The following is a 21,880-nucleotide window of genomic DNA, read 5'->3' as shown; positions in this document are numbered from 1 at the left end:
ATAAATGTCGCCTTACTAAAGTGAAACGTTTTAAAAATTGTTAACTTTCAGTTCTCATTTAAAAGTCATTACTTATGAAAAACCTCTTATATGTTTTAATTCTTTTAATTTTATTTTTCAACTGTAAAAGTAAAGAGGAGCTTGAAGCCATTTCCAATCTGAATAATCCAGAAGTTATAGATAGCACCAAACTACAGGTAAACAAATTTGCTATAGTTATTCATGGCGGTGCTGGAACAATTTTGAAAAAAAATATGACGGCCGAAGATGAAACTGCTTACGAAGCCAAACTAGAAGAAGCCATTCGCGTAGGCCACAAAATATTAAGTAACGGAGGAAGTAGTTTGGATGCTGTTGAAAAAACGATTAATATTTTAGAAGATTCGCCACTATTCAACGCAGGAAAAGGCGCTGTGTTCACCCATGCCGAAACCAATGAATTGGACGCATCTATTATGGATGGAAAAACCTTAAATGCTGGAGCCTCAGCTGGAACTAAAACAGTAAAAAACCCCATAAATTTAGCACGTGCTGTCATGGAAAAATCACCACACGTAATGCTATCTGGTTTAGGTGCCGAAACATTTGCCCAAGAACAAGGGTTAACAATTGTAGACTCTACTTACTTTTTTACGGAGAACAGATTTAATGGTTTAAAACGTTTGAAAGAACGCGAAGAAAAAGCACCTGCAAACAGAGTTAGCAAAAAAGAAATAGATAATAAATCTGCTTTTTATGATGCCACCATTAAAGATTCAAAATTTGGAACTGTGGGTTGTGTGGCTTTAGATAAAAATGGCAATTTAGCAGCGGGAACCTCAACAGGTGGTATGACTAACAAACGTTGGGGACGTATAGGCGATGCACCAATTATTGGGGCAGGAACCTATGCCAATAATAATACTTGTGCCGTTTCTAGTACAGGTTGGGGCGAATTTTTTATTCGTGCTATGGTAGCTCATGATATTTCAGCTTTAATGGATTATAAAGGTCTTACGCTTCAAGAGGCTGCACGCGAGGTTATCCAGAAAAAAGTTCCAGAACTTGGTGGAGATGGCGGGATTATTGCGGTAGACAAATATGGAAATTTGGTAATGGAATTTAACACAGCTGGCATGTATCGCGCTTCTATGAATGACCAAGGAGAATTAACCATCGGTATTTACAAAGACAATGAAAATTAATTGCAGCCTAAACTACCCTAACACTCAAAATTTCCTAGTCTAAAAACGTTAGGAAGAACATCAGTCATATTTATTCAACAAAAATTAATCGTATATGTTATTTAAAAAAATCGTAACCCTCATTGTCATCCTATTAGTTTTGGCGTCTTGTAAAAAGGAAGATACCGAAACAGATAATCTTTTTAAATTTCGCGAATACATAAGCTATACCACATCGGGTTTAAACTCTATTGCAGACCCAATTCAAATTAACCTAACCAAACCGGTTGAAAAATGGGAAATGGGACAGGAAATACTGGATGATATTGTAAAGGTTTCACCACATGTTACCGGTAAATTGATGGTGGTTAATCAGCAATCTCTTTTATTTACACCAGATGAACCCCTAGATCCTTCTACAGAATATACCGTTACCGTTAAACTCAAAAAAATCTATCCAGACATTCCCAATTACTTTGGCAATTACACCTTTCAGTTTAAAACCATCACGCCAAATTTTACGATTAATACCACTAATTTGCAATCTTACAGCAAGGAATGGCAGTATGTTGAAGCAGTTTTGCGTGCTTCCGATGTCATCTCCTTAAAGCAAGCTAAACAATTAGTAGAAGCTTCACAAAATGGCAAAAACTTACAGGTAGTTTTTAATGAATACAACCAAACATCACGCGTTTTTGAATTCAAAATTGACAGTATTCATAGAAAAATAGAGGATTCTGAAATTTTAGTTAAATGGCAAGGTGAAGCCATTAATGCTGACAATACAGGTGAAAACACTTTGACAATTCCTGGCATCAATAATTTCACCATTGTGGATGTGGAAGTGATTCAGTTACCCGAGCAATACGTATCCATTAACTTCTCGGATCCGCTTAAAAAACAGCAAAATTTTGATGGTTTAGTAACCATTGAAAAAAGCAAAAACCCCAAATTTATTGTTGAAGGAAATATTTTAAAAGTCTACCCAGAAAGCAAATTAGTTGGTGATATTCAAGTAGATATTTTTCAAGGGATATCCAATACAGATGGTTTTAAATTGAAGAAACCGTTTTCAGAAAAAATTACTTTTGAAAACTTAAAACCACAAGTTCGTTTAATTAGTAATGGAAGTATTCTACCAAATTCCAAGCAGCTTAAATTTAATTTTGAAGCGGTAAACCTAAAAGCGGTCGATGTCCGTATTATTAAGATATATCAAGATAATATATTACAGTTTTTACAGGAAAATAATTTAGATAGTAACAACTCTTATAATATCCGGCAAGTAGGTCGCAGGATTGCGAAACAAACTATAGAACTACAATCGGCAGCTGAAAACACCGGAAAATGGCGTGCTTATAGCATTGATTTATCCAAATTCTTTACGGCCGATCCTGGAGCCATTTACCGGGTAGAATTGAGCTTCAATAAAGATTATTCGTTATACGATTGTAGTGCTAACGAAACAGCCGCAGTAAACCATGATGATTATGACGATTACTACTATGAGGATGATTATTATGGTAATGATTACAACGAGGAATCCTACACCGAGGATGACGATTTACGGGAAGAAGCCTATTGGGATAATTTAATTTACAATTACAAAAACTACCCTTATAACTGGCGTGAGCGCGAAAATCCATGTCATGTAGCTTATTATAATGAAAACCGCATTGTATCTCAAAATTTACTCGCCTCCAATTTGGGTGTGATTGCCAAACGTGGCGAGAATAACTCCTATTATTTTGCGGTTACCAATATTTTAACAACCAATCCTGAAGCCAATGCATCCGTAACGCTTTACAATTTTCAGCAACAGGAAATGGTAACACTTTTCACAGATTCGGAAGGCTTATTAACCATTGATGCGGATAAGCATGCAGCTTTTGCCATTGTAAAAAAAGGCAGTAATACCTCGTATTTAAAACTAGCGGATGGCAACTCACTTTCCTTAAGTAAATTTGATGTTTCTGGTCATAAAATGCAACGTGGACTTAAAGGCTATTTGTATGGCGAGCGTGGTGTTTGGCGTCCTGGAGACACACTTCATTTAACCTTTATGTTGAATGATAAAGCGAATAAATTACCAAAAGCACATCCTGTGAAATTAGAAATAACAGATCCAAATGGAAAACTGACATACAAAAATATCACAACCGACAACCTTAATAATTTTTACAGATTTACAGTTCCTACAAACACAGAGGATAAAACCGGAAATTACAGCGCCAAAGTTTCCGTTGGTGGTGCTACATTTTATAAAACATTAAAGATTGAAACTGTTAAACCAAATCGTCTTAAAATTAAAGTCGATTTTGAAAACGAGATTTTAACCAACAATCAGCCACTAGCAGGAACGCTAGATGTAAAATGGCTGCATGGCGCAGTTGGAAAAAATCTGAAAGCTGAAATTAAAGCGAAAATTAGCAGTTCCAACTCCGGATTCAAAAATTACAAAAACTACATATTTTCCGATCCAACACGCGAATTTGAAACCGAAGAATTAACCGTTTTTGAAGGGAATGTGAATGCCGAAGGCATCGCAAAAATAAACAATCAATTAGAGGTTGGCAAAAATGCGCCTGGCATGTTAAACGTGCAGTTTTTAGTACGTGCTTTTGAAAATGGCGGCGATTTTTCAATGGATGCATTCACCATGCCTTTTGCACCTTACGAGTCCTTTGTCGGTTTACAATCGCCAGAACCAAAAGCATATGGTTCCTTTTTTACAGATGAAAATCAAACCTTTGATGTGGTGGTTGTAGATAAAGATGGAAAACCTATTCAACGCAATAATTTGGAAGTAAAAATCTATAAAATTGAATGGCGTTGGTGGTGGAATGCCTCTGAAGATAATCTGTCCAGTTACGTATCCAGTAATTATCACAGACCGTATTTAGATAGTAAAGTAAACACCAATGCCCAAGGCAAAGGAAGTTTCAATATAAAAATTCCAGACGAAGAAGGTGGACGTTACCTTATTCGAGTTATCGATCCCGTAAGTGGTCATGCTACTGGACGTACAGCTTACTTTTATAAAAACTGGTGGCAAAAAGCACCGACTAGCGATAAAGAAGCCGCAAAAATGTTAGTATTTTCCGCAGATAAAGAAACCTATAATGTTGGCGAAATGGCTACCATTACATTTAATTCTGGTAGTGAAGGTCGTGCGTTGGTAAGTGTAGAAAACGGTACGGAAGTCTTAGAAACCAAATGGGCAAAAACGCTTCCAGGCGAAACCAAAGTAACCATTCCAATTACGCCCGAAATGGCACCAAACGTATTTATTAATATTTCACTTTTGCAGCCGCATGCTATAACGGCAAACGATTTACCAATTCGTTTATTTGGTGTTATTCCATTAATGGTTGAAGATCCAAACACCAAATTGGAACCTCAACTTAAAATGCCGGAGGTGTTACAACCAGAACAGGAATTTAAGGTAACGGTTTCCGAAAAAAATAACAAAGCCATGACCTACACCATTGCCATGGTAGAGGAAGGCTTGCTAGATATAACGCGATTTAAAACACCAAATGCGTGGGACGAATTTTATGCACGTGAAGCTTTAGGCGTTAAAACCTGGGATATTTTTGATGCTATAATTGGCGCCTATTCTGGAAGTATCGATCAGGTTTTCGCAATTGGTGGTGATGGAAATGCTGTAGCAGGTAAAAACAAAAAAGCCAATCGCTTTAAACCGGTTGTAACGTATTTAGGACCTTTTAGTTTGAAGGCGGGCGAAAACAAATCGCACACGCTTAAACTACCAAATTATATTGGAGCAGTTCGGACCATGGTTGTCGCTGGAAACGCAAACAACGAAGCCTATGGTAGTGTAGATAAATCGGTTCAGGTGAAAAAACCGCTTATGGTTTTAGCTTCTTTACCAAGAAAATTAAGTCCAGGTGAAAAAGTAACCCTTCCTGTGACCGTTTTTGCTATGGAAAACAAAGTGAAAAATGTAGAAATCAGCTTGAAATTAAGCAATGGGATTTCTGTAGTTGGCGAAAAAACACAAAATATCACCTTCGATAAGCCAGACGAAAAAATGCGCTATTTTGAATTGGATGTCAGTCAAGCAAAAGGCTTTAATACTATTGAAGTTATTGCCAAAGGTAATGGCGAAAAATCGACCTATAAAGTTGAGATTGATGTGATGAACCCGAATCCGATTTCATCCAAACCTCTTGACAAATCGGTTGCTGCAAATGCTTCAGAAACACTAACCTTTACAACCTTTGGTGAAATAGGAACCAATTCGGCTACGGTAGAGTTTTCAACGTTGCCACCTATGGATTTCACAAGACGTTTACAATTCTTAATAAGATATCCACATGGCTGTTTAGAACAAACCACATCAGGTGTTTTTCCACAATTATATTTAAATGATATTTTCGATTTAACACTAAACAAAAAACAAGACATTCAGAAAAACATTGAAAGTGGCATCAAGCGTTTGGCGCAATTTCAAATGCCTAATGGCGGCATGAGTTATTGGATGGGCGAAAACACTACAAACGATTGGTCCACCAGTTATGCTGGTCACTTTATGCTAGAAGCAGAAAAGAAAGGCTATGTGTTACCATTAACATTTAAGAACAATTGGATATCCTATCAAAAACAAGCGGCTCGTGATTGGCGACCAAGTTACGGAACCTATAATTCAGATTTAGCACAAGCCTACCGACTTTACACATTGGCTTTAGCTGGACAAGCAGATTTAGCGGCAATGAACCGGTTACGTGAGTTTTCTGAAATATCCAACGAAGCTAAATGGCGTTTGGCAGCAGCTTATGCGTTGGCTGGACAAAATGAGGCGAGTCAGGCTATTTCAAAAACAGCTAATATTAATTTCCAACCACCAAAATATAATTACTACACCTACGGATCGGTAGATAGAAATCGTGCCATGGCTTTGGAAACTATGGTGCTGACTAAAAACCCACAACAACGTGAGTTAGCAGAATATGTAGCGAATGATTTATCGAGCAACCGCTGGATGAGTACCCAAACAACAGCTTATAGCTTGTTGGCTATGGCAAAAATGGTGGAAGCCAATGGTGGCAAAGATTTAAATCTTACGTACACTATCAACGGGAAATCTGAAACTATCCAATCCAAATCGGCTATTGCGCAACGTGATTTACCGATATATGATGGCTCAAATGAATTAACATTCACAAATAAAAAAGCCAATTTGGTGTATGTACGCGTGCTTAACTCTGGGAAACTTCCACTTGGTCAAGAGCTCACAGAACAACGTGGATTGAATGTTTCCGTCAACTATAAAGATTTAACTGGCTCTAAAATTAATATTTCCAATTTAAAACAAGGTCAGGATTTTGTGGCAAGCATTACAGTTAGCAATCTTAAAAATGAAAATATAAACGATGTGGCACTCACCCAATTATTCCCATCTGGTTGGGAAGTCATTAATACCCGTTTTACCGATTTTGGTGCGGCAACTACGAGTCAAGCACGTTATACCGATATTCGTGATAATGAGGTGAACTACTATTTCGATTTGCCACAAAAAGGAAAGCAAGGCAGTAAAACTTTTCATATTATGCTGAATGCGTCCTTTTTAGGAACCTATTATTTACCTGGCATTCAAGCGGAAGCTATGTATGACAATGATTATTTAGTGCGAAATAAAGGACAATGGATTACTGTTGAAAAATAATGCAAGCTAAAACCATATTAAAGCATACTAAACATCGAACTTTTGAAGTTCCTTCCCGTTCTTGGAAATTTTATCAAGAATGGAACGATGCTATTTTTTTACATTGGAAAGTATCTTCGAAATCCATAAAACCCTTTCTACCTAAAGGCATTCAATTAAATACTATAAATGGCGAAACATGGATTAGTTTAGTCGCTTTCAACATGAATCATATTGGCATTAGAAGTCTGCCAAAACTACCTCACATTTCCGATTTTCACGAGATAAATATTAGGGTTTATACCATTTGTAATGAAAAACCAAGTGTTTATTTTTTAAATATGGAAGGGAGCAAACGGTCCTCGTGCAAACTTTTAAAAACCATATCCAAATTCCCTTATCAGTATTCTAAAATGAAACGAACAGGCTATAGCTATGAATCTAACAACAAAAAAAATAACGATTCATTTTATATGGAATACAGAATAGGAAGTGACCCTATTATTAAAGATGAAACTGATATCTGGTTAACCGAACGTTATGCTGTTCATCAAGAACATAAAAATAAAATAATTGAATACGATGTACATCATCAAGAATGGCCAATGCAAGCTATTACGATCAAAAAATTAGAAATAGCGTATCCTAAATTCAATCAATTAGTAAATAATAAGCCTGATAAAGTTCACTATTCTAAAGGTGTTCAAGTGCTAACTTGGGATAAAAAGAAACTACAATTATGAGTAAAGACTTTAAACCCTATTACGCTGTTATTTTCACCTCAACACAAACAGACTGTATTGGAGGTTATCCTGAAATGGCAGAAAAAATGGAGACACTTGCCAAACAACAACCCGGATTTATTGGCATAGAATCCGCCAGAGACGGTTTGGGTATAACCGTTAGCTATTGGGAAAGTTTAGATGCCATTAAAAATTGGAAACAAGAAAGTGAACATATAATTGCGCAACAGAAAGGTCGTGAACACTGGTATAATTGGTATCACGTTCGGATTTGTAAAGTGGAACGGGAATACGAATTCCTACGAGAGTAGGAGTCTACATGAAGAAGATTATATCTTACATAAAAGCAAACAAAATAAAATCGGTAATAGTATTCCTATTACTTATTGCCTATTATTTCTGTTTACCCAATCCATTATTTACAGATTCAACAGCGACAGTCATTACTAGCCAAAACAATCGTCTTTTAGGTGCACAAATTGCACGTGATGGTCAATGGCGATTTCCACACAACGATTCTATTCCAGAAAAATTTAAAACCTGTATTATTGCTTTTGAAGATGCCTATTTCTACAAACATCCTGGTTTTAATCCAATTTCTATTTTTAAAGCCTTTAAAGAGAACTTAAAATCTAACGGTATTAAACGTGGTGGAAGCACACTCACACAACAAGTAATCCGTTTATCCCGAAAAGGCCAAAATAGAACCTACTTTGAAAAAGTTATTGAAATTATTTTAGCAACCCGTTTAGAACTTCGCGAAAGCAAAGATCAAATTTTAGCCTATTATGCCAGCAATGCACCATTTGGTGGAAACGTGGTTGGACTGGATGCCGCATCTTGGCGGTATTTTAATCGCGATGCCAATCAATTATCGTGGGCAGAACATGCAACCTTGGCTGTTTTACCCAATGCACCAAGTTTAATTTATCCTGGGAAAAATCAAGAACAATTACGTAATAAACGCAATCGTTTACTCAAAAAATTACGAGACAACGCTGTTATTGATTCTTTAACCTATCAACTATCTATTGCCGAAGGTTTACCGCAAAAACCGTATGCATTGCCACAAACGGCTCCACATTTATTACAAAAAGTAGCGACAAAACATTCGGGAAAACGCGTTCAAACAACAGTTGACAATCATTTACAAGTTCGTGTGAATCAACTTGTAAAAACACATTATAATCAACTAAAGCAAAACGGGATTCACAATGCGGCTGTTTTAGTTTTAGATGTTAAAACCAGAAAGGTTTTGGCTTATGTTGGAAATACACCAACAGACAAATTACACCAAAAAGATGTGGACATTATTGATAAACCACGAAGTACGGGTAGTATTTTAAAACCTTTTTTATATGCAGCCATGTTGGATGCTGGCGATTTATTACCAAACACATTAGTTGCGGACATACCAACACAGTATGGAAGTTATAATCCCGAAAACTACAACAAAACTTATGATGGAGCCGTACCGGCTAGTCGCGCCTTATCACGCTCTTTAAATGTGCCATCGGTTAGAATGTTGCAGGAATTTGGATTAGATCGCTTCTATCAATATCTAAAAAAACTTGAGCTTAAAGACCTTTCGGAATCTGCCAATTATTATGGATTATCGCTTATTTTAGGAGGTGCTGAAAGTAATTTATGGGATTTATGTAAGAGTTATGCTGCGCTATCTTCAACCCTAAATCATTTTTCGGAAACATCTAGTGAATATTTTAGTAACGAATTTACGGAACCCATTTTCATCAACTCCCAAACAGTCGACTTCGGAAAAAAAACAGCCGATAAAACGCTTATTGATGCCGCTTCCATCTATTTAACCTACGAAAGTTTGAAAACCGTAAACAGACCAGAAGGTGATGATAATTGGGAATTTTATGATGGCTCTAAACAAATAGCTTGGAAAACAGGTACTAGTTTCGGTTTCCGTGATGCTTGGGCTATTGGAACAACTAAAGATTATGTGGTTGGTGTTTGGGTTGGTAATGCCGATGGTGAGGGCAGACCTGGCTTGGTAGGTGTGCAAACTGCTGCACCCATTTTATTTGATGTATTTAATCTATTACCACATAGCGATTGGTTTTCAAAACCGTTTGATGAGATGCAGGAAGTTAGTATTTGTAAAAAAAGTGGTCATCGTGCATCGCCAAATTGTGATGTGGTAGAACAAAAATTTATTCAAGTTTCAGGATTAAAAACCAAGCCTTGTCCGTATCATGTATTGGTTCATTTAGATAATTTAGAGAAGTTTCAAGTGAATTCCTCCTGTGAGTCTATTGCCGATATTTCGCATAAATCGTGGTTTGTATTACCACCACTAATGGCTTATTATTATAAAACCAAAAATCCCTTTTACAAACCCTTACCACCTTTTAGAGCAGATTGTTTAGGAGAAAATGCCGTTTCTATGCAATTCATGTATCCCAATGATAACAACACCATTTTCCTTCCGAAGGATTTTGGAGGAAAAACTAATGAACTCATATTAAAAATAGCACATTCCAAACCTGAAACCACCGTATTTTGGTATTTGAATGAGCAGTTTTTAGGGAGTACGCAAAATATCCATGAATTTGGAATTATTCCTCAAAAAGGAAAACATTTGCTAACGGTTGTGGATACCTTTGGAAATGAAGCCAAACGCTGGATGACTATTTCCGAATAGTTGGTCTACTTATAAACGTTCGCAACATACTGTGATCTGATTTCCAAGTAGATATTTTATCCGTTTTACCTATTCTCAAATTATGAGACACCCAAATATGATCCAGTGATAAAAGTGGTAAATTCCAAAACCAAGTTTCTTTAAAGCCCTTTCCTTTAACAGAAAACGCATGATTGTAATTGTTTTTAAAGTCTTCAAAATAAATGGATTCTAAAGGTGTATTAAAATCGCCTAAAACAACCGAATTATTATGATATTCTATATTTGAGTATACAAATTGAAGCTCTTCTTTTCTGGAATTAAATATTTCAGCCGTTAAATCAACTGCATAAAAAATGATGTTATTTGTAGCAAATTTTAAAACGGTAGAATTGGTTTCAGAAGTAACTTCACTAATGATTTTTAGAGGCGTTCTGGAGAATATCCCTATTTCTTCTTCCGATAAGTGAAAGTAATAATTTGGATATGTATTTTGCGTTTTTTGAATGGATTTTAAATTGCATTCTATTAAAACCAAGACATCTGGAATCCGTTTATTTTCAAGAAAAGCCTCTTCAAAACTTTGATTATGTCCCGCATTCCAAACAACGACTTCCAAACCTTCAGTAGCGGCATTTTCATGATTTGAAACATAGCTTTTAAAATACCAGATAACACTTAAAACCAGTAGAAATAACATGGAGATTTTGCGCCATTTCTTATTAACTATAATTGAAAAAGAAGTTAATAGCATGATAATTGGAAGCGGAAATGCATAAAAGATGATGGCAGACACATAGAAGTAATCTTTAACCCTAAAATGTATGAGTACAGCAATAATAATTAAAACTTGAATACCTGTTTTTAATTGTTTCATTAAGGCTGTAGATTTTCAATTTTACCTGCTAATAAAGCAGCTATATTTCTATTGAAACTTACAAAATCCCTCATGAATTCCAATTTTTAAAAGGGTTCTTACTCAATTGCGAATTATAATATTTAGCATCACCTGTCACTTCTACTCCAAGCCAAGTCGGTTTTTTGAATATTTCGGTTGGATGCGATAATTCTACCTCGGCAACAATTAATCCCGTGTTATCACCAAAAAATTCGTCGACTTCAAATAGGTGATTACCCACTTCTATATCATAACGTATTTTATCAATAATGCCGGTTTCGCATAATTTTAATAAGGCATCAGCATCCGCTTTTGAAATCTCATGTTCCCATTCAAAACGTGAAACACCATCATCGGTAGAAGCGCCTTTAACAGTTATAAAACCTATTTCTCCTTTGAGGCGCACACGAACCGTTCGTGCCTTATCCGTATTTAAAAACCCTTGCTTAATCCGTGTTTTTCGAATGGCTTCAGTTTTAAATTGTTCTGAAGTGACTAAAAATTTGCGTTCTATTTCAATCATATTTAAAGATTTCGCTGAAGCGAAAATGCGTTATTGATTTGCAATGTGTTTAATATCATCCGACAAAATCCGACTATCTGGATAGCTGTTATTATCCAAAAAAATCATGCATTTAGCAATGGTTTCTGGTTGGATGGATTTGCATTTAGCCAATGAACCTATTAAAAATGGATTAACCACAGTCATAGCAATTTTAGCTAGTTTTTCACCTAAACGGTTTTCATCACGACTCCCACCAATTAGAGATGGTTGGAGCACGTAGGTATTTGATATTTGTTGTGCCAAAACGGCCTCTTCCATTCTACCTTTCGTACGATTGTAAAACACCTTACTGTTTTTATCAGCACCTAAGGCAGAAATCACAATATAGGTTTTAATCCCATTTTCTTTAGCCATTTCAGCAGCGGAAACAGGAATACCATAATCAATTTTTAAATAGGTTTCCTGGTCAGGCGTTTTGGCTTTGGTGGTTCCTATACAACAAAAGACCACGTTGCCTGTAAACTGTTCTTGGTGGGATTTTAATTCGAATAAATCCACCAAATGCTCTTCAATTTTGGGATTACCAATACCACAAGCCGATCGTGAAAACAACTTAATTTTATCATATCTGTTATCGTCCAGAAGTTGCTGCAATAGCAAACCGCCAGTTAATCCTGTTGCACCTAAAATGATAGCTGTTTTACCCATAATGACCTGTTTATATGCTAAAGATATTATAAATTTACATCATGCCAGACACATTTCCCATTAGAAAAATTATTCATGTGGATATGGACGCCTTTTATGCGTCTGTAGAGCAAATGGATAATCCTGAATTAAAAGGGAAGCCAGTGGCTGTTGGTGGTTCTGGTAATCGTGGTGTAGTTAGTGCTGCTAGTTATGAAGCTCGGAAGTTTGGCGTTCGTAGTGCCATGAGCGGTATGCAAGCCAGACGTTTGTGCCCTGACTTAATATTTACTAAAACCCGTTTTGATCGGTATCGTGAAATTTCTAAACAGATTCGGAACATTTTTTACGATTATACCGATTTGGTAGAACCTTTGTCTTTAGATGAAGCCTATCTAGACGTTACCGAAAATAAAAAAGGCAATCCCAGTGCGAGTTTAATAGCCCAAGAAATCCGAACGCGTATTTTTAATGAAGTCGGCTTAACAGCTTCCGCCGGAATTTCCATCAATAAATTTATTGCAAAAATTGCCAGTGATTACAACAAACCTAATGGCCAGAAAACGGTAAATCCTGAAGATGTTTTACCCTTTTTAGAAGGTTTAGATATTCGGAAATTTTATGGTGTTGGGAAAGTAACGGCCGAGAAAATGTATCAGCTCGGTATTTTTACAGGCACCGACTTGAAGTCGAAAACCATTGAATACCTAGACACACATTTTGGTAAATCTGGTCGTTTTTATTACCACGTGGTTCGCGGGATACATACCAGCGAAGTTAAACCAAATAGAATTCGAAAGTCATTAGCTGCCGAGCGGACCTTTAGTGAAAATTTATCCTCGGAAATTTTCATGTTGGAAAAGTTAGAACATATTGCAGACGAAGTGTCCAAACGATTAATAAAAAGTGATGTGGCGGGAAAAACCATCACTTTAAAAATAAAATATAGCGATTTTACCATGCAAACACGCAGTAAAACATTGCCGTATTTTGTGAGTGATGCCAGCGTAATTTTAGAAACAGCCAAAGATTTATTGTATCAAGAAAGTATGCAAAATTCGGTGCGACTTTTAGGAATCTCATTATCCAACCTCAACACCGATAAAAAAACCAAAAAACCCGAAGAAAAAAAAGCGGTTAGTGTGCAATTGCAGTTTGCTTTTTAGAATAGCACCTTGGGGGAGCGTTTAATAAATTAGAATTCAAAAAAAACCTCATTAGTTTTATGATTAATGAGGTCTTCCTATATTAAAATGGTGGTCGATTCTTAAAAATTACAACTTGTTATTTCAGTCACTCGAAGCGTATTTACCATGCCTTTATCCTGAATTGGCATAGCTGCTAAACTCACCAACATATCACCTTCTTCCAAATAGCCTTTTTGGCAAGCTATGGTATTAACATCTTCAATGGTTTCATCTGTACTCACAAATTTATCATAGAAAAATGCTTTTACACCCCAAAGTAAATTCAGTTGGGTTAAAATCCTGCGGTTAGACGAGAATACTAAAATATGTGCTTTTGGTCGCCATGCCGAAATTTGGAAAGCCGTATAACCACTATTTGTTAATGTAGAAATAGCTTTTGCATCAATTTCGTTTGCCATATTGGCGGCATGATAGCAAATAGATTTTGTTATAAAACGTTTGGTTCGAATATGAGGTGGCATTTGTGGTACTTTTATCAAGTTGGAATCTTCCACACTTTTGATAATATTAGACATTTGCCTAATTACCTGAACCGGATATTGCCCTACAGAAGTTTCACCTGAAAGCATAACGGCATCGGCACCATCCATAACTGAATTGGCCACGTCATTAACTTCCGCTCGTGTTGGTGTTAAACTGGAAATCATAGTTTCCATCATTTGTGTTGCAATAATTACGGGAATACGAGCTTGTTTTGCGCGTAGTACCAATTGCTTTTGAATGAGTGGCACTTCTTCCGCTGGAATTTCCACACCTAAATCGCCACGAGCTACCATTAAACCATCGCAATAGGCAACAATTTTATCGATATTTTCTACCGCTTCTGGCTTTTCAATTTTAGCAATAATTGGAATTTTATGGTCACTGTGCTTACTGATTAATTCTTCTAATTGCATTAAATCTTCTGCATGACGTACAAAGGATAAAGCCATCCAATCCACTTCCATTTTAATGGCAAAAATAGCATCTTCAATATCCTTTTCTGTTAAAGCCGGTTGCGATATATTTGTGTTTGGTAAATTAACGCCTTTTTTAGAGCGTAATGGTCCACCTTGAATAACGCGCGCTTTGACTTCCGATTTTTTATCGGTTGATACGACTTCAAAAATAAGTTTCCCGTCATCTAACAGAATCCGTTCGCCTGGTTTGGCATCTTGAGGAAACTTATCATAGGTCATATAAACCCGTTCTTTGGTTCCTTCAAAACGTTTTCCTGTTGCAAAAATAATTTCGTCTCCTTCATTTACAATCACCTCGCCTTTCATGGTTCCAACACGTAATTTTGGGCCTTGCAAATCACCTAAAATCGCGGCATTGTATCCAAATTCATCGTTTAATTCACGAATCATTCCAATGCGCTCTTCTACATCTTTATAATCGGCATGTGAAAAGTTAATTCTAAACACATTTACACCTTCATCTAGCATGGCCTTTAAAACGGCTTTCGTGCTTGTTGCTGGTCCTAATGTGGCTACTATTTTTGTTTTTTTTCTTTTTAACATTAATAAAATATTAAGTTGTTTTTAGATTTTAGTTCCGAAGGGTTGACACTATAAGCGGCAACAACATTCGGAATGGATTGAATTTTTTTAGTTAGCTCCTGAACTTGATCTTCTGTAATAGCGTCATCAGAAATTTTCAAAAAATAATTCACCGTTTTGTATTCGGGTATTAAATGATAGGTTTCTGTGGTTCGTTGATCTTGCGAACCAAAAAGAGAATTATCATTTTCCGTCGTTATTACTTCTACTTGGCAGCTATTTGATACTAAATGCCATGTGGCAAATTTATGCGCATCTACCCATTCAAAAATTTCGTACTGTGTGTTGTTTCCGAAGTCTAAATCCGCTTTTTGTCTTGATAAAAGAAGTTGTAATTCTTTATTTAGAAAATAGGCTAACCGGTAACTTTCTAAAGGGCTATGAATACCAATTAGTGCATAATCTATGGTATCTAAAAAATCGTTTAAGTCTAGTTTTTGCATTAGCATAATCATCAAAACTATTTGTAAAGATAGTGTATAATAGCTATAATTGGATGTTGTTTATATTAAACTTAACAGGAATGTGTTACACAAACGTTATCGTAACTTTATACGCTAGTTATCTTTGGACATCTGATTTTGAAAAACGAAAAAGGCGCGTTTAGAGGCTTTTTCTTCTGCCTTTTTCTTGGAGGTAGCTCGTGCTTTTGCTACTACTTTATTATCAATAGATAATTTTACGGCAAAATGGCGAATGTCATCATTACCAGTATCTTCATAAACATTATAATCGAAAACTTTTTTCTCCTTTTGGCACCATTCAATCAGTAAGCTTTTGTAGCTAATTACTTTACCTTCCAATTGAGAAATATCTACATATGGGATAATAACTTTTTTGTAGATAAACTTTTCGCAATACTTATACCCACGATCTAAAAATATAGCGCCAACTAACGCTTCAAATAAATTGCCATAAATATTATCGCCAAAATGACCTTTAGGTATTTTACTTTCAACTAAATCAATTAAATTTAAGTCTTTTCCAAGCTCGTTAAGATGCTCGCGACTTACAATTTTAGAACGCATTTTTGTTAAATAGCCTTCATCGCCACTTGGCACTTCAGAATATAAATGTGATGCAATTACAGACCCTAGCATAGCATCGCCTAAAAATTCTAGACGCTCATAATTAATGGGGTGACCTTCCGCATCCTTAATGTTCATGGAGCGATGGGTGAATGCTTTTTTGTAATAGGCTATATTTTTGGGTTTGAAGCCAAGAATATTATGGATACATACAAAAAAATTCCCGCCAGATTTTGAACGGGAATTTAATATGTTTCGAATGTTTTTCATTCGTTGTTTAATCAATTTTTTTAAATAATACGCATGCATTATGGCCACCAAAACCAAACGTATTACTCATGGCAACTTTAACATCGCGTTTTTGTGCTTTGTTTAACGTTAAATTTAATTCAGAATCAATATTTTCATCAGCAACCTCATGATTTATAGTTGGTGGTACCATACCGTGTTCCATTGCTAATATAGACGCAATAGACTCAATAGCACCAGCAGCTCCTAACAGGTGACCTGTCATAGACTTTGTTGAATTGATATTAATATTTTTAGCATGCGCTCCAAACACTTCAGAAATTGCTTTCAGTTCGGCAACATCTCCTAGAGGTGTTGACGTTCCATGCGTGTTGATATGATCAACTTCTTCTGGTTTTAAGCCTGCGTTTTCTAAACAATTTCTCATTACTGCAATCACACCAATCCCTTCTGGATGTGGCGCTGTCATGTGGTAGGCATCTGAAGACATACCGCCTCCTAATACTTCCGCATAAATTTTAGCTCCACGCGCTTTGGCATGTTCGTAATCTTCTAGTACAATAGCACCAGCACCTTCACCTAATACAAAACCATCTCTGGTAGCATCAAAAGGTCTTGAGGCTGTTTCTGGGCTTTCATTTCTAGTTGACAAGGCATGCATGGCGTTAAAACCACCCATACCTGCAATAGTTACTGCAGCTTCACTTCCACCGGTTACTATAACATCACAATGTCCTAAACGAATATAGTTTAGCGCATCAATCATAGCATTGGCCGAAGATGCACAAGCAGATACTGTTGTATAATTAGGCCCCATAAATCCATGTTTAATGGAAATGTTTCCTGGTGCAATATCTGCAATCATTTTCGGAATGAAGAATGGGTTAAATCTTGGTGTGCCATCACCAGCAGCAAAGTTTAAAACTTCGTCCTGGAAGGTTTCCAAACCACCTATTCCTGCTCCCCAAATAACACCGACTCTTAATTTGTTTACCGCGTCTAGGTCCAGTTTAGAATCTGCAATAGCTTCATCTGAAGCTACCATAGCATACTGCGTAAACCGGTCCATTTTTCGCGCTTCTTTTCTGTCAAGAAAATCGGTGGCATTAAAGTTTTTTAATTCGCAAGCGAATTTTGTCTTGAACTTTTCAGTATCAAAATACGTTATAGGTGCAGCACCACTCTTTCCACTTACTAGTGCTTCCCAAAATTCATCTTTGGTATTCCCTATAGGTGTTAGTGCTCCTAAACCAGTAACTACAACTCGCTTTAATTCCATAAATTCTAATGAATTATTTTGCTGTTTCTATATAAGAGATAGCTTGACCAACCGTTGCAATGTTTTCTGCTTGATCGTCTGGGATTTGAATATCGAATTCCTTTTCGAATTCCATGATTAATTCTACAGTGTCTAATGAATCTGCTCCTAAATCGTTCGTGAAGCTAGCTTCAGTTACAACTTCGTTTTCATCAACACCTAATTTGTCTACGATAATCGCTTTTACTCTTGATGCAATGTCTGACATAATCTTTTAATTTTAAGTTTTAATTAGTTGGCAAAAATAAAAATTTTATTCTTATTCCACACCTTTACTGCAAAAATGTGGTTGTAATTTACTAAATTTCCTTTAAGTAAATCCTTTTTACCTTCTAATTGTTATAATTTATTCTTTTTTTTGCGGAACTAATCATGACATGACAAGCTGCTATATGAAACGTATTGTAATTTTTGCGTCCGGATCTGGATCTAATGCTGAAAATTTAATTAAGTTTTTTCTAAACAACGCGGATGTTGAAGTTACGCATGTTATGACCAACAATCCTCATGCCAAAGTACTGGAGCGTGCTAAAAATCTAAATATTAGCGCGTTTTCATTCAATAGACAAGCGTTTTTAAAGTCCGATGATGTTTTGAATATCCTAAAAACCTTTCAACCCGATTTAATTGTGTTAGCGGGTTTTCTTTGGAAATTTCCCGAGCATATCTTGGCAGCGTTCCCAAATAAAGTTATTAATATTCACCCTGCACTTTTGCCTAATTATGGTGGTAAAGGTATGTATGGTATGCATGTTCATCATGCTATTGTTGCAAATAAAGAAATTGAAACAGGTATTAGTATTCATTATGTAAACGAACATTATGATGAGGGCGCACTCATATTTCAAGCAACCTGTCCTGTTTTACCTACAGATACTGCCGAAGGTGTAGCCGAAAAAATTCATGCATTGGAAATGGAACATTTTCCGAAAGTAATTGAGGAACTATTAAGCAAATAAATGGCATTCAGAAGGAGGTACGACTTAAGAATCTCTATAGAATATGGAATAAAAGAGATTCATCGCTATTGCTCTGAATGACCAAGCAAAACACCAATACTATTTTAAACTAAACCGCATAATTCGTGTCCAAAAAGAAGAAGAAAAAATATTATACCGTTTGGAAAGGTCATAAAACTGGTGTTTTTGAAACTTGGAACGACTGTAAAGCGCAGGTTAAGGATTACCAAGGTGCAGTTTATAAATCTTTTGACACTTTTGATGCGGCCAAAAAAGCTTTAAACAGTAATTACAAAGATTTTATTGGCAAGAAGAAAGGATTTAAAAGTGAATTATCTGAAGTCCAGCTTAAAAAAATAGGACAACCTAATTACAATTCAATAGCTGTTGATGCGGCATCGTCTGGAAATCCAGGTATTATGGAATATAGAGGTGTAGACACTAAATCTAAAAAACAATTATTTATTCAAGGTCCTTTTCCCGAAGGAACTAATAATATTGGCGAATTTTTAGCGCTTGTTCACGGATTAGCCTTTTTAAAGCAACATAATAGCGACCGCATTTTGTACACCGATTCTAAAATAGCTATGAGTTGGGTGCGCAAAAAAACCTGCAATACCAAATTACCACGAAATGAAAAAAACGCTAAACTTTTTGAATTGGTAGACCGTGGCGTAAAATGGCTAAATGAAAACACGTACACCACAACCATTGTAAAATGGGAAACCAAAGCTTGGGGAGAAATTCCTGCAGATTTTGGCAGGAAATAAAAAACGCTATATCTTTTAAAAGATACAGCGTTCTTGATGCCTGTGTTAGCAAAAACATTGAGTTGTTTAATCTTTAATAAATTTTACGGTGTTACCATTTTCTAATTTTAAAAAGTACAAACCATTGGCGAAGCTTTTAATATCAATAGCCTCATTATCAGAAGTTTTACCATGAGTGATTTTTGAACCTAATGCATTATAAATACTATATGTTGCTATATTTTTTAAGCCTGAAACTTTAATATATTCGGAAGCGGGATTTGGTAATACTTTTATACTATTGGAAACACTAAACGCATCAAGACCTAATGTATCTTCTGAAATTGAAACTGAAAATTTGGCATCGGTTAAAGATAAACTAGCTCCATCCCGGAAAGTATTACCTCCAGAATATCCATTAGTAAAATCAGCAACAATACTCATACCTGTATCTATGGTAAATTCAAAAGTATATTGGTTGCCTTGAGTTACATTTACGTTGCCAGTAACATTTATTCTAATAGGGTCGTTTGCTTGACTAATGGTTATTTCAGGATACGCTTGCGTATAAATAGGTGTTCCACTAACCGTATTACCACTATATACTTTAAGCGTACCAGCTGATATTGTACCAGTTGTACCGGCAAGGAATTGAACGTACTCTAAAGCACCACTACACTCTGCAGTAAAGCCTTGACCTATAGACCAATTTGCGGTACTTTCCCAAGGGAATGCAAATTGAGGGTTATTGCTTACAACACACTGTGCTGTTAAATTTTGTAATAAAAACGTGAAAGCTAGAACTAAGGTTGTTTTAATGGATAAGTAATTTTTTTTCATTTTTTTTTCAATTAAGTTGAGTAATTATTTTTTGCTGCTAACAAAGGCATAGCGTTTTTATAATCTTCACTAAAACGTAAACCCGATTGGTATGTTAATTGACATTGAAAAATCTTAAACACCAAAAGTTGGGTTTAAACAAACCTGTCACTTTAAAGAAACATCTATTGCTTCAGGTGTGATTAACGTTTCAGAAATAGCATATTGTTTAATATAATACTAGAATAAAGCTTTGCTGATCATCATTTTAAGTGTTATATACTTGCCAAGACTGTAAGAAATGGAGCCGTTTGAGATGGTTCCATAGTTTTGTCCAAGTACTGTAGTGACAAGCCTTAAAATATCATAGAATAGAAAAGTACTTTTTGGTCATAAAATTTGGGGTTAAAATTAATTTCGGCCGCAAAAATAAAAATTAAATGTCAAAAAAATCCAAAGAAAATAGAACTTTACACTGAAAAAAAGAGTAAAAAACTAAAAATCAAACACATAAATAAACCGTTGGGTTATAGCATACTTAAATAAAACTTTACAGTATGCTTAATAAGTATTATTGTGTTCATCTAACACCTGCAAGCCTGTTAACCAAATCTAAAAAAACAATCAGACCTCAAACACCAACCATAAATGCACTGATAAAATTAATTCGGAATTTAGTAACTAAAAACCGTATCTTTGCACCAAATTTTCAAACCTTTTTATGAGTAAATTAGTAATTGTAGGAACCGTAGCTTTTGATGCTATTGAAACACCTTTTGGAAAAACTGATAAAATTTTAGGAGGCGCAGCTACATATATTGGACTTGCCGCTTCGCAATTTAATGTGGATGCAGCAGCTGTTTCAGTTGTTGGTGGCGATTTTCCACAGGAATATTTAAATTTATTATCAGAAAGAAACGTTGATATTTCAGGTGTTGAAATTGTAAAGGAAGGCAAAACATTTTTCTGGAGTGGTAAATATCATAATGATATGAACACGCGTGACACCTTGGCAACAGAGCTGAATGTATTAGCAGATTTCCAACCAGTAGTTCCAACCAATTATCGTGATGCCAAAATTGTGATGCTTGGAAACCTACATCCTTTAGTGCAATTAAGCGTTTTAGAACAAATGGAAAACAAGCCAGAATTGGTGATTTTAGACACCATGAATTTCTGGATGGATTGTGCATTAGACGATTTGCTAAACGTAATTAAAAAGGTAGATGTAATTACCATTAATGATGAAGAAGCAAGACAACTTACTGGCGAATATTCGTTAGTTGTTGCGGCTAGAAAAATTCATGATATGGGACCAAAATATGTGGTGATTAAGAAAGGTGAACATGGTGCATTATTGTTTCATAATGATAAAGTATTCTACGCCCCAGCTTTACCATTAGAAGAAGTTTTTGATCCTACAGGTGCTGGAGATACATTTGCTGGTGGTTTTGCAGGTTATTTAGCAAAATCTGATGATGTTTCGTTTGACAACATGAAGAATGCCGTGATCTATGGGTCTACATTAGCCTCCTTTTGTGTCGAGAAATTTGGCACAGAACGCATGGTGAATTTAAAAAGTAACGAAGTTCACCAACGCTTGCAACAGTTTAAGAGTTTAACACAATTCGATATTGAATTAACATAATACAAACGCGCTCATAAATTGAGCGCGTTTTTAATTTACATAATAGT

The 21,880-nt window shown here is 35.8% G+C and carries 18 protein-coding genes; 9 read left to right on the top strand and 9 right to left on the bottom strand.

What is annotated here, in order from left to right; genetic code table 11:
* Window positions 1-74: 74 nt before the first annotated feature.
* From GMA17_RS13705 to pbpC, 5 genes are all read left to right on the top strand, one after another.
* Window positions 75-1,184, top strand: a complete 1,110-nt coding sequence (locus GMA17_RS13705; protein ID WP_248397117.1) for an isoaspartyl peptidase/L-asparaginase family protein — start codon at window positions 75-77, stop codon at window positions 1,182-1,184.
* 94 nt (window positions 1,185-1,278) lie between these two features.
* A complete protein-coding gene (locus GMA17_RS13700) occupies window positions 1,279-6,852 on the top strand; it encodes an alpha-2-macroglobulin (protein ID WP_248397115.1) in 5,574 nt (1,857 codons plus the stop codon).
* A complete protein-coding gene (locus GMA17_RS13695; protein ID WP_248397113.1) occupies window positions 6,852-7,574 on the top strand; it encodes a YqjF family protein in 723 nt (240 codons plus the stop codon). The genes GMA17_RS13700 and GMA17_RS13695 overlap by 1 nt, the downstream gene beginning before the upstream one ends.
* Complete coding sequence (locus tag GMA17_RS13690; protein WP_248397111.1) at window positions 7,571-7,885, top strand: antibiotic biosynthesis monooxygenase; 315 nt, start codon at window positions 7,571-7,573, stop codon at window positions 7,883-7,885. Before GMA17_RS13695 ends, GMA17_RS13690 begins: the two co-directional genes overlap by 4 nt.
* An 8-nt stretch (window positions 7,886-7,893) precedes the next feature.
* Window positions 7,894-10,245 (top strand): penicillin-binding protein 1C, encoded by a 2,352-nt coding sequence (gene pbpC, locus GMA17_RS13685; RefSeq protein WP_248397110.1) that lies wholly within the window; start codon window positions 7,894-7,896, stop codon window positions 10,243-10,245.
* Here pbpC and GMA17_RS13680 read toward each other — a convergent pair.
* From GMA17_RS13680 to GMA17_RS13670, 3 genes are all read right to left on the bottom strand, one after another.
* Complete coding sequence (locus GMA17_RS13680) at window positions 10,232-11,101, bottom strand: endonuclease/exonuclease/phosphatase family protein (RefSeq protein WP_248397109.1); 870 nt, start codon at window positions 11,099-11,101, stop codon at window positions 10,232-10,234. The genes pbpC and GMA17_RS13680 overlap by 14 nt on opposite strands.
* Before the next feature lie 70 nt (window positions 11,102-11,171).
* Window positions 11,172-11,645, bottom strand: a complete 474-nt coding sequence (locus GMA17_RS13675) for a CYTH domain-containing protein (protein WP_248397108.1) — start codon at window positions 11,643-11,645, stop codon at window positions 11,172-11,174.
* Between the two features lie 30 nt (window positions 11,646-11,675).
* A complete protein-coding gene (locus GMA17_RS13670; protein WP_248397107.1) occupies window positions 11,676-12,335 on the bottom strand; it encodes an NAD(P)H-binding protein in 660 nt (219 codons plus the stop codon).
* Window positions 12,336-12,376: 41 nt separating this feature from the next.
* Between GMA17_RS13670 and dinB the strand changes: the two genes are divergently transcribed.
* Window positions 12,377-13,480, top strand: coding sequence for a DNA polymerase IV (gene dinB, locus GMA17_RS13665; RefSeq protein WP_248397106.1), 1,104 nt, complete (start codon window positions 12,377-12,379; stop codon window positions 13,478-13,480).
* Window positions 13,481-13,581: 101 nt separating this feature from the next.
* Here the strand turns inward: dinB and pyk are convergent, their stop codons facing one another.
* The 5 genes from pyk to GMA17_RS13640 all read right to left on the bottom strand — a co-directional run bounded on the left by pyk (window position 13,582) and on the right by GMA17_RS13640 (window position 17,866).
* Window positions 13,582-15,024: a pyruvate kinase gene (gene pyk / locus GMA17_RS13660; RefSeq protein WP_248397105.1), complete on the bottom strand. Its 1,443-nt coding sequence runs from the start codon at window positions 15,022-15,024 to the stop codon at window positions 13,582-13,584.
* Complete coding sequence (locus GMA17_RS13655) at window positions 15,024-15,506, bottom strand: IPExxxVDY family protein (protein WP_248397104.1); 483 nt, start codon at window positions 15,504-15,506, stop codon at window positions 15,024-15,026. Before GMA17_RS13655 ends, pyk begins: the two co-directional genes overlap by 1 nt.
* 114 nt (window positions 15,507-15,620) lie before the next feature.
* Window positions 15,621-16,361, bottom strand: a complete 741-nt coding sequence (rnc, locus tag GMA17_RS13650) for a ribonuclease III (RefSeq protein ID WP_248397102.1) — start codon at window positions 16,359-16,361, stop codon at window positions 15,621-15,623.
* Between the two features lie 7 nt (window positions 16,362-16,368).
* A complete protein-coding gene (gene fabF, locus GMA17_RS13645) occupies window positions 16,369-17,619 on the bottom strand; it encodes a beta-ketoacyl-ACP synthase II (protein WP_248397100.1) in 1,251 nt (416 codons plus the stop codon).
* 13 nt (window positions 17,620-17,632) lie between these two features.
* The gene (locus GMA17_RS13640) at window positions 17,633-17,866 is read right to left on the bottom strand and encodes an acyl carrier protein (RefSeq protein WP_008637711.1); all 234 of its coding nucleotides are present in this window, start codon (window positions 17,864-17,866) and stop codon (window positions 17,633-17,635) included.
* A gap of 184 nt (window positions 17,867-18,050) precedes the next feature.
* On the opposite strand from GMA17_RS13640, the gene GMA17_RS13635 reads away from it, so the two are divergent.
* On the top strand, window positions 18,051-18,617 hold the full coding sequence (locus GMA17_RS13635; RefSeq protein ID WP_248397098.1) for a phosphoribosylglycinamide formyltransferase: 567 nt from the start codon (window positions 18,051-18,053) through the stop codon (window positions 18,615-18,617).
* A 125-nt stretch (window positions 18,618-18,742) separates the two neighbouring features.
* Window positions 18,743-19,387, top strand: coding sequence for a viroplasmin family protein (locus GMA17_RS13630; protein ID WP_248397096.1), 645 nt, complete (start codon window positions 18,743-18,745; stop codon window positions 19,385-19,387).
* A 66-nt stretch (window positions 19,388-19,453) separates the two neighbouring features.
* Here GMA17_RS13630 and GMA17_RS13625 read toward each other — a convergent pair whose 3' ends face one another.
* Complete coding sequence (locus tag GMA17_RS13625; RefSeq protein ID WP_248397094.1) at window positions 19,454-20,206, bottom strand: T9SS type A sorting domain-containing protein; 753 nt, start codon at window positions 20,204-20,206, stop codon at window positions 19,454-19,456.
* 700 nt (window positions 20,207-20,906) lie between these two features.
* On the opposite strand from GMA17_RS13625, the gene GMA17_RS13620 reads away from it, so the two are divergent.
* Entirely contained in the window at window positions 20,907-21,833 is a 927-nt protein-coding gene (locus GMA17_RS13620; RefSeq protein WP_248397092.1) for a PfkB family carbohydrate kinase, read from the top strand.
* Window positions 21,834-21,880: the final 47 nt, after the last annotated feature.

This window comes from Bizionia sp. M204 (assembly GCF_023205095.1).
Classification (GTDB): Bacteria; Bacteroidota; Bacteroidia; order Flavobacteriales; family Flavobacteriaceae; genus Algorimicrobium; species Algorimicrobium hallyeonense.
This window is presented reverse-complemented; position numbering and strand designations above follow the sequence as displayed.

Bases quoted from the DNA above. Each gene is read 5' to 3' on its own strand.
- GMA17_RS13680 (WP_248397109.1), bottom strand. From the start codon at position 11,101: ATGAAACAATTAAAAACAGGTATTCAAGTTTTAATTATTATTGCTGTA.
- GMA17_RS13620 (WP_248397092.1), top strand. From the start codon at position 20,907: ATGAGTAAATTAGTAATTGTAGGAACCGTAGCTTTTGATGCTATTGAA.
- GMA17_RS13675 (WP_248397108.1), bottom strand. From the start codon at position 11,645: ATGATTGAAATAGAACGCAAATTTTTAGTCACTTCAGAACAATTTAAA.
- GMA17_RS13655 (WP_248397104.1), bottom strand. From the start codon at position 15,506: ATGCAAAAACTAGACTTAAACGATTTTTTAGATACCATAGATTATGCA.
- dinB (WP_248397106.1), top strand. From the start codon at position 12,377: ATGCCAGACACATTTCCCATTAGAAAAATTATTCATGTGGATATGGAC.
- GMA17_RS13700 (WP_248397115.1), top strand. From the start codon at position 1,279: ATGTTATTTAAAAAAATCGTAACCCTCATTGTCATCCTATTAGTTTTG.
- fabF (WP_248397100.1), bottom strand. From the start codon at position 17,619: ATGGAATTAAAGCGAGTTGTAGTTACTGGTTTAGGAGCACTAACACCT.
- GMA17_RS13640 (WP_008637711.1), bottom strand. From the start codon at position 17,866: ATGTCAGACATTGCATCAAGAGTAAAAGCGATTATCGTAGACAAATTA.
- GMA17_RS13690 (WP_248397111.1), top strand. From the start codon at position 7,571: ATGAGTAAAGACTTTAAACCCTATTACGCTGTTATTTTCACCTCAACA.
- pyk (WP_248397105.1), bottom strand. From the start codon at position 15,024: ATGTTAAAAAGAAAAAAAACAAAAATAGTAGCCACATTAGGACCAGCA.
- pbpC (WP_248397110.1), top strand. From the start codon at position 7,894: ATGAAGAAGATTATATCTTACATAAAAGCAAACAAAATAAAATCGGTA.
- GMA17_RS13705 (WP_248397117.1), top strand. From the start codon at position 75: ATGAAAAACCTCTTATATGTTTTAATTCTTTTAATTTTATTTTTCAAC.
- GMA17_RS13625 (WP_248397094.1), bottom strand. From the start codon at position 20,206: ATGAAAAAAAATTACTTATCCATTAAAACAACCTTAGTTCTAGCTTTC.
- GMA17_RS13695 (WP_248397113.1), top strand. From the start codon at position 6,852: ATGCAAGCTAAAACCATATTAAAGCATACTAAACATCGAACTTTTGAA.
- GMA17_RS13635 (WP_248397098.1), top strand. From the start codon at position 18,051: ATGAAACGTATTGTAATTTTTGCGTCCGGATCTGGATCTAATGCTGAA.
- GMA17_RS13670 (WP_248397107.1), bottom strand. From the start codon at position 12,335: ATGGGTAAAACAGCTATCATTTTAGGTGCAACAGGATTAACTGGCGGT.
- rnc (WP_248397102.1), bottom strand. From the start codon at position 16,361: ATGAAAAACATTCGAAACATATTAAATTCCCGTTCAAAATCTGGCGGG.